The 11,698-nt window shown below is 70.5% G+C and carries 8 protein-coding genes; all 8 read right to left on the bottom strand.

The genetic code is table 11. The annotated features are described in order from the left end of the window. Nucleotides 1-47: 47 nt before the first annotated feature. Entirely contained in the window at nucleotides 48-2,741 is a 2,694-nt protein-coding gene (locus ACQRWP_RS10350; RefSeq protein ID WP_430502030.1) for a fibronectin type III domain-containing protein, read from the bottom strand. 278 nt (nucleotides 2,742-3,019) lie between these two features. Next, nucleotides 3,020-4,609: an asparagine synthetase B family protein gene (locus ACQRWP_RS10345; protein ID WP_430502029.1), complete on the bottom strand. Its 1,590-nt coding sequence runs from the start codon at nucleotides 4,607-4,609 to the stop codon at nucleotides 3,020-3,022. Between the two features lie 4 nt (nucleotides 4,610-4,613). Continuing rightward, nucleotides 4,614-5,582 carry a DUF5715 family protein gene (locus tag ACQRWP_RS10340; RefSeq protein ID WP_430502028.1) on the bottom strand — a complete coding sequence of 323 codons (969 nt, stop codon included), beginning with the start codon at nucleotides 5,580-5,582 and terminating at the stop codon, nucleotides 4,614-4,616. Between the two features lie 89 nt (nucleotides 5,583-5,671). Further along, the gene (locus ACQRWP_RS10335) at nucleotides 5,672-6,523 is read right to left on the bottom strand and encodes an isocitrate lyase/PEP mutase family protein (RefSeq protein WP_430502027.1); all 852 of its coding nucleotides are present in this window, start codon (nucleotides 6,521-6,523) and stop codon (nucleotides 5,672-5,674) included. Then, entirely contained in the window at nucleotides 6,520-7,554 is a 1,035-nt protein-coding gene (locus tag ACQRWP_RS10330; protein ID WP_430502026.1) for a cytochrome P450, read from the bottom strand. Before ACQRWP_RS10330 ends, ACQRWP_RS10335 begins: the two co-directional genes overlap by 4 nt. 73 nt (nucleotides 7,555-7,627) lie before the next feature. Beyond that, nucleotides 7,628-8,371 carry an ArsR/SmtB family transcription factor gene (locus ACQRWP_RS10325; protein ID WP_430502025.1) on the bottom strand — a complete coding sequence of 248 codons (744 nt, stop codon included), beginning with the start codon at nucleotides 8,369-8,371 and terminating at the stop codon, nucleotides 7,628-7,630. A 96-nt stretch (nucleotides 8,372-8,467) separates the two neighbouring features. After that, a complete protein-coding gene (locus ACQRWP_RS10320; protein WP_430502024.1) occupies nucleotides 8,468-10,756 on the bottom strand; it encodes a hypothetical protein in 2,289 nt (762 codons plus the stop codon). 356 nt (nucleotides 10,757-11,112) lie between these two features. After that, entirely contained in the window at nucleotides 11,113-11,688 is a 576-nt protein-coding gene (locus ACQRWP_RS10315) for a hypothetical protein (RefSeq protein ID WP_430502023.1), read from the bottom strand. Nucleotides 11,689-11,698 lie beyond the last annotated feature (10 nt).

The following is an 11,698-nucleotide window of genomic DNA, read 5'->3' as shown; positions in this document are numbered from 1 at the left end:
GGTGGCGCTCGTGGTGACGCGCCACCCGCACCGTTAACCGACGAGCGTCAGCGCAGAGTGCCGCTGTCGACGCTCAACCTGCGCGACTCCGCCAGCCGCTTGGCGTCAGCCGCGCGCTGCTTCGTCGCCTTGGCACCCTTCGCCGAGGCAGCCACCCTCGGGACCACTCCCCCGCCGATCGCGTCCACGTCGTACGCCACCCACCACGATCCGGGTGTGTCCACCGCGAAGCTCAACGCGATGTGGATCGACGCACCCGGCGCCAGACCACCCAGGTCGAACGGAATCGTCAGCGTCGTGCCCAGCCCACCACCTGGCGGGGTGGTCGCCGGTGAATCCATGGACAGATTCCGGGACAGGAGCGTCCGACCGTCACTGATGATGATCGGCGTGGTCGGGTTGACCGGGTTGACCAGCCGGAGGTTGGAGTGCACCACCGGCGACGGAGCACCGGGGTACGGGGCTCCGTTCTCCGCGCTCAGTGAGGTGATCCGGACCCGGGCCTGGGTGATGGCGGCGTTGGACCGGTTGGTCAGGGTCCGCCGGATCACCAGGCTGTTCCCGGTGCGGACCCGGTTGGGAGCAGCCGACACGGCCACGTTCGGGTCGAACAACGTCGACTGGAGGGAGGCGTTCTGCTGGTAGGTGCCGAGGGTGTTCTGTGGGGACGGGCTGCCGAGTGTGGACGGGACCCCGTTGATCGGCCCGAGCACGGTGGCGACCAGCCGGAAGTCGGCCACGTTGTTGGCGGTGTCCTGGAGGTTGCTGGCGACCCGGAGTCGGTTCCAGGAGTGGGGAACGAAGGGCGGTGCGTTGAAGGCGGGCAGTGGCGGGCCTTCGGAGAAGCCCGGCGTCGAGCCCGCCCGGTCGGTGATCGTGCTCGCCGCGTCCGGGGCGACCAGCCGTAGCCCACCCTGGCCGAGGCTGGGGACGATGAGGTCGGGTTGGATGTTGTACAGCGAATAGTTGGCTGCCGCGATCAGATAGCCCCGTCGGGGCGCCAACGGCCGCGCCGAGCCCGGGATGGTAATGGACAAGCCGCCCGGCGCCTCGACCTTGAAACCGGCAATCGGCAGGTTGATCGAGGTGCTGTTGACCACCGAGACGAACTGGTCGGCGAGGCCGCTGATGCCCGACTGTGCGAACTGGTCGATGACCACCTGTCGGGGCGCCGCCGAGACCTCGATAATGACCTCGTTGGACACCGCTTCACCCAGCGGAGCGGTCCCGTCGTACTGCGCCCGGAATCGATTGTGCCCAAACGCCGGCACGTATAGATCGAAGGAAGCCGTGTTGAGCACCACGGGGAAGGTACCGAGCGGGGTCTCCACCCCGTTGGGCAGCTCGTCGATGAGGGTGACGCTCCCCTCGGCGACGCCGGGGCCGACGACGACCTCGAAGTGCACCGGGGTGCCGAAGGTGGTGACGTTCGTCGACGCGGTCAGGGTGGCCACGCTGGCCGCCTGGACCAGGATGCGGATCGCCCGGGCGGCAGTTTGGCCGTTGGCGTCGGTCACCCGGACCGTCGCCGGGTAGGCACCCGCCTGGGTCGGCCGGCCGGACAGCAGACCGCTGGCCGAGTCGAGGGTCAACCCGGGCGGCAGCGCGCCGGTGGCCAGCGACCAGGTGAACGGCGCGGTGCCGCCGATCACGTTGAGCTGCTCCGCGTAGGGAGCGCCGACCTCGCCCAGCGGTGGCGGCGGGAAGCTCAAGACGGGCGCCTTGTTGACCACCAAATTGATCAGGCGGGTGCCGGTCTGGCCGTTCGAGTCGTTCACGCGGATCACCACGGGATAGACCCCTGCGGTGGTCGGGACGCCCGAGATGCCGTTGGTGACCGGGTTGAGCAGGAGACCGGGCGGCAGAGTGCCCGAGTCGACGCTCCAGACATACGGTGGGACCCCGTGGGTGACGTTCAGGGTGGCGACGTACGCGATCCCGACGGTCGCCTGGTCCGGGTGATCGAACAGCAGCGTGGGCGACAGGTTCGCGGTCACCGAGTCCGACAGGGCGGACTCGGGACCGGTGCCCTCGGCGGTGCGGGATGCCACCGTGAACCGGTAGGTGGTGGTGGGGACCAGCCCGGTCACGGTGTTGGTGGTGGACGGCCCGAAGGTCTGCGCGGGCTGACGGATTCCGCCGACCCAGGGTGTGACGATGTAGTTGGTGATCGGTGAGCCGCCGTTGGGGCCGGGGCTCCAGCTCAGCAGGGCGGTGGCGGTGTCGGCGGTGACCGCGATGATGGTGGGCGCGCCCGGCAACGCCATGATCTTGGCGCCCGCAGAGGGCTTGCTGGCCGGGCCGGTCCCCTCCGCGTTCTTCGCGGCGACGGTGAAGGTGTAGGTGCCCTTGGCGGTCAGACCCTCGATCTTCTGGGTGGTCTTCGACTCGTCGAAGGTGACCGTCTTCGCCTTCTTACCGTTGCGGTAGGCGGCGACCACGTAGCCGGTGAGGGCGGAACCGCGGTCAGCCGGCGCCTTCCACGTCACGGTTGCCGTACCGGCACGCCAGGATGCCTTCGGCTTGGCCGGGGCGGACGGTGGCTGCGCCGGGGCGGCCGCCTGGGCGACGCGCTCCATGGTGACGGCCGGCGCTGTCACCGGCGCCGCCACGGGTGTGGGGGTACGACTCGGGGCGCGGGCCGAGGCCGCCGTGGGCGTGATCAGCAGGCTCATGATCAGCGCCAGGATTGCGGCGCATGCCGTGACGGCCCGTGGACGGGCACGGAGCACTGGAGACATGGATGTTTTCTCCCTCTTCCGGGGATGAGGACCACCGCGGATGGAGGAAGGAGACGGGCGACCGGCTGATAGTCCTCGGCGGCCACTCGCCTGATGCCCCCGGCCGCAGGGCGACTGGCGGAAATCCGACCGTCGCTCACAGAACGACTTTCACGTATTGAGCGACGATTCTCTATCTACATCTACCAGTTATCCCAGGTCAAAGGGCATATGAGGGGATGGGAATTTCCTCCCGTGGGCGGCAGCTGTCCGGAAGCCGACTGCGGTCGTGGCGGTGGTCAGTGGCGGGCCGGGCGCGGGCCGACCAGCCGGCGGACCATCGGAGCCGCGTTCCACTTGGCCGCGCCGACCAGGTCACGGGCGTGCTCCAGGACCGTGTAGTCGGGTCGGGTCAGCCCGTCGGCGATGGCCCGGTCCAGGTCGTTGCCGCAGCGGCTCAGCACGGTGTCGAAGTCGCGACGGACCGGCTCCTGGAGGTCGTAGCCGAACGAGCGGTGCAGCCGGGCGAAGAGCGGCTTGTACAGCCGGACCCGCTCGTGCAACCCCGACGAGTACGACATCGGGTTCTTCGGACGGCGGAGGATGTAGTCGGGCAGCACGTCGGCGAACGCCCGCCGGACGATCCACTTCTCCTGACCGTGGCGCAGCTTCAGATCCACCGGCAACCGCATCGCCAGCTCCACCACGCTGAGGTCGAGGAACGGCACCCGAGCCTCCACGCCGTGTGCCATGGCGGTCCGGTCGACCCGCTGCAACTCGGTGCGGCACAGGTTGCGGATCCGGTGCAGGAACAGTCGGCGGGCCGCCGCCGGGGCGACCTGGTGGTACATCGGGTACCCGCCGAACAGCTCGTCGGAGCCGTCGCCGGTCAGCACCACCTTGATGCCCAGGTCGCGGAGCCGCCGGAAGATCGGCACCGAGACGACCGCGTTGATGATGTCGCCGTACTCGGTCAGCTCGGAGATCCGGATGGCCTCCCGGACGTCGGCGAGCCGTATGTCACGCGGTCGCAGCTCGACCACCACGTGCGGCACGTCGAGGTCGGCGGCGAGCCGCCGCGCGTACGCCACGTCGGGGCTGTCCGCCACGCCGACGGTCACCGCGACGCAGTCCGGGTGGATGTCCCGCACCTGCCGCAGGGTCAACGAGCTGTCCAGCCCACCGGAGAGCACCACCCCGACGGTCAGGTCGGTCTCCACCCGCATCCGGATCGCGTCGCTGAGCGCGGCGCGGACCAGCAGCGCGGCCTCGTCCGGGTCGTCGATGACCGGCAGGCCGTCGCCGATGGTGAGCAGGTCGACGTACGGGCTCAGGCGCACGTGCCCGTCCGCCTCGGCCCAGCCGTGGTGCCCGGGCGGCACCTCGGCGATCGGGGCGCCGTGCCCGACGAGCGCCTTGACCTCGGAGGCGAGGTGCAGGCAGCCGGGTCGACGGGACCAGTACAGCGGCTTGACGCCGAGCGGGTCGCGGGCCAGGTACACCCGGCCGGTGGCCCGTTCGACGACCGCGAAGGCGTACTCACCGCGCAGCCGGGTCACCGCCGCCTCGCCCCACTGCTGGAACGCGGCGAGCAGCACCTCGGTGTCGCTCTCGGTGCGGAAGGCCTGCCCCAGGCGGGTCAGCTGCGCCCGCAACTCCCGGTAGTTGAAGATCTCGCCGTTGAAGCAGAGCAGCCAACGCTCGTCGGTCGACGTCCACGGTTGCACCGCCCGGTCCCGGTCGACGACCCGCAGCCGGCGGGTGCCGGCAAGCAGCCCGCTCTCGGACCGGGTCTCGGTGACCTCACCACGTGGGGCCAGGGCGGCGAGCATCCGACGGAAGGTCGCCGGGTCGGCCTCCGGGCCGATGCTCAACGCGATGCCGCACACCGGCTCAGACCCCCATCTCAGCCTCGTACGCTCGACGCAGGCGACGCCGGGCGGTGGGCGCGAGACACAGGTGCCAGGCCTGCCCCTCGTCGATCACGTTCAGCTCACCGGCCTCCTGCCGGCTCAGCAGCAGCTCCGCGAGGGCGTCCCGGGCGCCGAAACGCTCGAACCAGGCCAGCTCGACGTCGGCCGAGTAGCCGAGGCAGTGCCCGCTGGGCAGCATCGCCGCGTAGCCCAGGCGGCGCAGCCGGTACTGGTGCTCGGCGCTGCGGACCAGGCTGGTCACCCAGAGCGGCGGGGTGGCCGGGGGCGCGACGGCGGCGAACTCCCGTCCGATGTCGTTGAGCAGGGCCACCACCTCGCGTCGGGCGCGGCGGAACAGCAACCCCGCGGTGCGCGGGGTGGCGTCGGGTCGCAGCCGGCGACGCAGCCCGCGGACGGCCCGGCCCAGCATGGTGGCGGGCTGTTCCTGGTAGCGGAAGCGCAGCAGGTCGCGGCGGCGCAGCCACTCCAGGTCGACCAGCTCGGCGCTGCCGTTGACCTGGTCGTCGGTGACGAAGGTCGGCGCGTCCTGCCACCACAGCACATCGATGCGGGAGAGCAGGTAGATCCGGACCAGTGCGCTGAGGTCAGCGGCCGAGGTGCGGTCGTTCGGTTGGTAGCGGGCCATCTCCAGCAGCAGCGTCTCGCGCGCGCCGATCAGCCCCTGTGGGGTGGCGTCGAGGACGGCGGCTAGCGCAGGCTCCCGCAGCCGCTCGTCGATGAGCACCTGCCGGGCCCGGGTGCTCGCCGCGTCGGCCAGGGCACCGACCTCGACCAGCAGTTCGGCGACGGCGGCCCGGTAGGCGGGCAGGTCGGGGGCGGGGGCGGGAACGCGGCGGGGGGTCGCGCCGGAGGGTCGACGGCGAGCCGGAGCGGTGGGCGACGGAGGCGAACCGGGCTGCTGTCCCGGGCTACGGCTGGGCACTCGCATGACGGGTCCCTTTCTCCGGTCACGGCACTGGGTGGTTCGCCCTGAAACACACCGTAATCATCGGGACCGGAACGGACCGAACATTCCTCCTATTTACCCCGAACGGAGCGTCGACGACGCCCCGGCCCGGGGTGTGACCCTCCGTCAGTCGCCGTCCGCCGGCACCAGGCCTGCACCTCGGCGTACGACGGCAGCCCTCGCGGCGCGATGAGCCCGCCGTCGCGCACTGCGTCGGCGGCGGCGACTACGGCGGCCAGCGCGGCCCGGAACAGCAGCGAGCCGGTGCTGACCCGGGCAACCCCGGCGGCGGTCAGCTCGGCCAACCCTGGGCCGCCCGGCTGGTACAGCGCGTTCACCGGAGCGTCGATCCGCTCGGTGAGCACGCGCAGGGTGGCCAGGTCGACAGTCCCGGGCACGAAGATCCCGTCGGCACCGGCCAGCCGGTAGGCACGGGCGCGAGCGAGGGTCTGCGGCAGTGGGTCGTCCACCCCGAGCCACCAGGTGTCGGTGCGGGCGTTGATGAACAGCTCCGGTACCGCCGCCTTCACGGCCGCGACCTTTGCAGCGGCGACCTCGGTGTCGGCGAGGGTGCCGTCGGCGCGCCCGTCCTCCAGGTTGATCCCGACCACGCCGAATCCGGCCAACTCCGCCACATACTCGGCGACCTCCGCCGGGTCGTCGCTGAACCCGGCCTCCACGTCCACGCTGAGCAGCACCGGCAGCCGAGCCAGCCGGCGGGCCAGGGCGAGAGTTTCGCCCGCGGTGGCGGCCGCGCCGTCGGGAAGGCCGGCGGTCGCGGCGACTCCGAGGCTGGTGGTGCCGATGGCCGGATGTCCACGCACGGCGAGCGCCGCCGCCGAGGCGTGGTCCCACGCGTTGGGCAACAGCAGGGGGCGCCCGGCGCGGTGCAGGGCGTGGAACGCGGCACGACGGTCGATCATCGGACGCTCACCTCCAGAGTTGTCGGCACCCGTAGGGTCGGATGCGGCTCGTGGCGCACCGGGGTCGGGCCGCGCCGGCATCGTTCCCGCAGCACGTCGAGTACCCCGGTGGCCAAGGCCAGGGCGTGCCGGTCGCCGGGGCAACCTCGCTCCCCCGTCCCGAAGGTCAACAGCCCGGCGCCGGGCCGACCGGGCTGGAACGTCGCGGGTTCGGTGAACGCCTGCGGGTCGCGGTTGGCCGCGTCGAAGCGCAGCAGCACGGGGCTGCCCGCCGGCAGTTCCCGCCCGCCCAGCCGTACCGCGTCGACGGTGACCCGTCGGGTGGCCCGGACCGGCGGGTCGAGGCGCAGCACCTCGGCCAACAGGTCGGCGGTCCGTGCCGTGGCCGCCGTTCGCGGGGCGGCCGGAGGCAGCAAATGATGGGCGGCGGCGCCGATCAGGCCGGCGGTCGCGTCGCACGCCTGGACCAGCAGCCCGATCAGGTTCGCCAGTACCTCCGGCGGACCCTGCGGCGCGAGCGCCAGCAGCGCCGCCACCGCCCGGTCGGCCCGCGCGGTCAACGCCGGGTCCACCCCCGGGTGGTACGCCGCCGCGACGACAGTGACCGCCGTCCCGGCGGCTGCCGGATCAGCGAAACCGAGGCGATCGGCCAACGCCCGCAGCGGCACCGGCCGGGCCAGTTCCCGCATCACGTCGACGCGGTCGCCGACGCGGTCGAGAACGGCCCGGGTCAGCCGCGCCGCGTCGTGGCACAGGTCGTGCGGGTTCAGCGGGGCCAGCGCGCTCACTGCGACCGCCCGACGGTCGGCGTGCCGTCCTGGTGGGCTGAACCGGCTGACCGTGGCCCGCAGCCAGGCGAGGGTGCCGGGCGGACCGGGATCGACGGCCGGCACCTGGAACGCCGGGTCGGTCAGCGCCGCCCGCACGTCGGCGTGCCGGGTCACCCACCAACCGCGTTCCGGTTCGAACGAGGGCGGCCCACACGCCGGTGTTCCCGGGGCGGGCGCGATGACGGGCCAGTTGTCAGTCACCGCCCGACCGTAGGGCGCGAACCGTTCGGCCCACACCGAACGATCCCGGCGCGGTCACCTGCGGGGTCGCCGCTCAGGCCCGGCCGCTCGTGGGCGGCGGGGCTGCCGGCGGGTCGAGGGTGTGCTCGGGGATGGCCAGGGCCGCGGCCAGGCCGGGGCGGCCGGTGGGAGTGAGACCGACGGCGCGGCCGGTGCCCTGGCTGATCCAGCCCAGGTCGGTGAAGCGGCGGCAGAGCGCCGCGCCGAGCGCTCCGGCCAGGTGCGGGCGGCGTTCGGTCCAGTCCAGGCAGTCGCGGACCACCGGGCGGCGGGCGGCGCGCAGCACGTCCACGGGTACGCCCAACCCGGCCGCCCAGGCCCACCCGTCGGGTGTGAGCGCCAACCCACTGGACCGGTCGAGCCGCCGCTCGGCCAGCAGCGCGTCGTACATCAGCACGCCCAGCCGCCCGGCGAGGTGGTCGTAGCAGGTCCGGGCGTACGCCAGGGAGGCGGTGGCGGTCGTCGCGCGCAGCGAACCGGTCGGGGTGGGCGTGGCCGGGGCGTGCCCGGCCAGGTCCTCGATCAGCTGAGCCACGGACGGCCCGGCCAGCCGCAGGTAGCGGTGCCGGCCCTGCCGTTCCTCGACGAGCAGCCCGCCCCGGACCAGTCGGGTGAGGTGATCGCTGGCCGTCGACGGGGCGACCCCGGCGCGCCGGGCCAGCTCGCCGGCGGTCCACGCCCGCCCGTCGAGCAGCGCCAGGCACATCCCGGCGCGGGTGCCGTCGGCCAGCAGGGCCGCCAGCTCGGCCATCCCCCGGCCGTCGGTGCCAACGCTCATCGCCCCAGTCTAGGACGGCTGGCGACGCACCGATGAACAGCGACCCGGGGGCCTCCGTCACGTGGACGAAGACCCCCGGGCTGGTGGTGCCGAGGATCAGGCCGGCGGCGTCGGGATGAGGTGCGCGGTGAAGCTGACCGCCGACGGACTCACCTTCGCTGCCGCCATCCCGCCGGGAGCGGCGAACCGCCGGTCCAGCACGATGGTGGTGTTGTTCCGGTTGCGGTAAACCACCACAAAGCCGGTTCCGCCGGAGTTCTGGATCGGCGCGATGGTGGGATCGGTGGCGGCGGTGGCGGCGGTCGGGTCGCCAGGGTTCTCGTACAGGCGCAGCCACTCACCCCAGATGCCCGAGCCCTGCTCGGTCTCGTACACCCGGTACATCTCGTTGTCGGACCCGCGGGCGACGACAACGATCCGGCCCAACGCCGGGTCGAGGATCGCGGCCGGGGAACCCGCAGCGGTGAACGTGCCCACCGTCTGCCAGGTGGCCGGCCAGGCCCCACCCAGTTCCTGCTTCTTCATGACCAGCGAGCCGTCGGCGGCACGGGCCACCACGGCGGTGCGGTAGCCCTGGTTGAGGAAGGCGGCCGGCACACCGGTCACGTTCCCGCCCAGGTCGACCCACGCGCTGAGGGTGCCGTCGGTGGAGTAGAGCGCGGTCTTGATGGTGCCGGTCATGGTGGTCGCAACCAGCCGGACACCGGCGTCAACCTTCACCAGAGTGACCCCGCCGATGAGGTCGACGTCACCGAGGCTCTTCCACGACGCACCCGTCCCGGTCTGGCGGTAATGCCACAGGCGACCGTCGAAGTCCACCGTGAAGATCACGCTGGTGCCGTCGGCGAGGGTGACAGTGGCGGGCCGACCCACCATGGTGCCGCCGAGGTTCCCGGTCGTCGCCCAGGTCGCGGCGTTCGCCGCCGTCTGGGCACCGGTCCACACGGTGCCGGTGGTGTGCAGGGCGCTGATCTGCACCTGCTTGGTGCCGCTCTGCACGTTCAACGCCGGCTGCCCGGTGAACGCCTCCGCACCGAACTGGGGGATGTGCTGGACGCTGCTGAAATCGTCCGGGTTCTGCTGGTGGACGACCCGCACCTGACCGGTGTTGTCGGTGTGCGCGTAGACGATGACCCCGAGCGCGCTGCCGTCGCTCGGCTCCCCCTGCAACGCCGTCGAGCGGGAGAAGGACTCGGTCGGCAGGAACGGAAGCGGGTCGGCGAACCAGCCCTGCAGGTCGACGACGATGTGCACCGTACCGCCGCTGCTGTTCTTGATCCGGACCTTGCCCTCGGTGCCCAGCTTGGTCACCACGAGGCTGGACCGGGCGATGTGCGGCGCCGGGAAGTTGGCAGTGGAGGCGGTGTTGGGGGTGCCGTCCAACGGCGTGACGGTGAGGAACCCGGCGACCGTCGGGCTGACCGCGTGGACGTTGAGGACGGCAGCGGCGATGCCGCGGGTCGGCAGGCCGCGGGTGCCGCCGACGGCGACGTCAACGCTGCCGTTGGCGGGTACCGGCTGGGCGCCGGTGGGGAAACGGCTGTCGTACAGGGTGGTCGCCGTCAGCGGCCGCAGGCCGGCGCCGGCGGTCGGGCTACCGGTCCAGTACCCCTGGACCGTGATGGCGACGTGCACGGCCGAGCCCCGGTTGTCCAACGTCACAGCGCCGCTGCCGTTGAGCTTGACGACCATGCCCATCGAGGTGCTGCCCTTGACGTAGTCGATGCCGGTCTCCGCGACCGCGCTGGACCCGACAGTCATCCAACCGTTGCCGGTGGACCCGGTCACCACGACGTCGAGCATGACTGCCGTCGCGGTGCTGGGCACCAGCCCGCCACCGGAGATATTGGCGGCACGCGTGCCACTGGTGGGCAGGGTGCCGGCGGTAATCCCCTGCCCCGCACGGCTGTCGACCACGCGGGTGTGGTTCACGGGCACAAAGCCAGATCCGACGGTGCCGGTGGCGGTGGTGAAGTAGCCCACCACATCAACTCTGATGTGGACGTTGCCACCCGCGTTGTGCACCGCCAGCTTGCCGTTCGTACCGGGCTTGACCATCGCCGAGTTGGTGATGACCTCACCGATCGAGGCGTTCATGGCCGAAGCGCCCCGGTCCGTCAGATCCGGGTAGATCGACAAAAACGTGTTTGCGGTCGGGTAGATCGCCGTCACGTCGACCATCAACGCGCTGACCCCGCTGGCCGGGATACCGCCGACGCCGACGGCGTTGAATGTGGTGACGGACTTGCCGCCCCGAACACCGGTAGTGCCGCCGGTGCCGTCCCGGGTGTCCAGCAGGGCGATGCTGTCGATCGGTACGTAGTCACCACCCCTGCCGGCGGCGTCGGCATGAGCAGGGGCCGGACTGAGAACCACCATGCTCATCCAGATTGTTAAGGCCAGGACGAGCCCGAGTGGGCCGAACGACCAGGACGTCCGTCGTTGTTGGTAACTCACATTCAACTCCTAAAACTAGCGCAACTACCCTAGATGTCCGCTTGACACATGTTCTTACAACAGCAGTTCTCGGCCAACATTTGGCCAACGAAGTACGACCCGTTATCGACACCGAACATTGAAAAGGGGCGCACTTCTCACGCGATCGCCACGCCCCTCGCGAACCCAAGCTGCAAAGCACTCTTCAGTTCGCTCATTCTTACCGAAAATAGCGGCCAGCCAGTGACTCCACAAAGGGACACGTCGGATTACGCGCCGGACAGCGGGTGCCAGGAAGGCCGGCATTATTCTTCATCTCGTAGGTCAACCATCGAGTTTTCAATTAGGTCGACGATCGGCACGCAAGCCGGATTTTCAAGGGCTCTCTCGAAGACCTCGATTACATGACCACGAAGGCGAGGTTCGTAAATAGCGCACATGAGGACTATATCTACACAGCTCGGATTCCCTCGTTGAACTTCTTCTACGAAAATCGGCAGGCAGCGTTCCATAAGAAGAACACATTCCCGCACCGAGACGGTGCCAACAATTTCGTTGTCTATGTGCTCGTCGTGGCCACCGGCAATGGTGGCCAATAGATCGAAGATGGCACCCCTACCCACGGCCTTAGCGAACGGAAGCCCGACCAAAAGACAGGAAGTTAACGCATAGACACTCTCAGACAGCCGCCCTTGCACCAGAGCAACATTGTCGATGCGCCAATACGCTGCCTTCGCATCCTGGCTTGACTCAGCGAAGACCAACGCCTCGATCGCCGATGGAAGCTGGCTCGCCCCTCCCAAGTAAGACCGCAACGCGGACCAGTCATGTCTGCCAAGCTCACTACGGAGCTGTTCTAAACCACCGCCGTGCGCACTCATGAGGCTCACA

The sequence above is a fragment of the Micromonospora trifolii genome, assembly GCF_050516465.1.
Classification (GTDB): domain Bacteria; phylum Actinomycetota; class Actinomycetes; order Mycobacteriales; family Micromonosporaceae; genus Micromonospora; species Micromonospora trifolii.
This window is presented reverse-complemented; position numbering and strand designations above follow the sequence as displayed.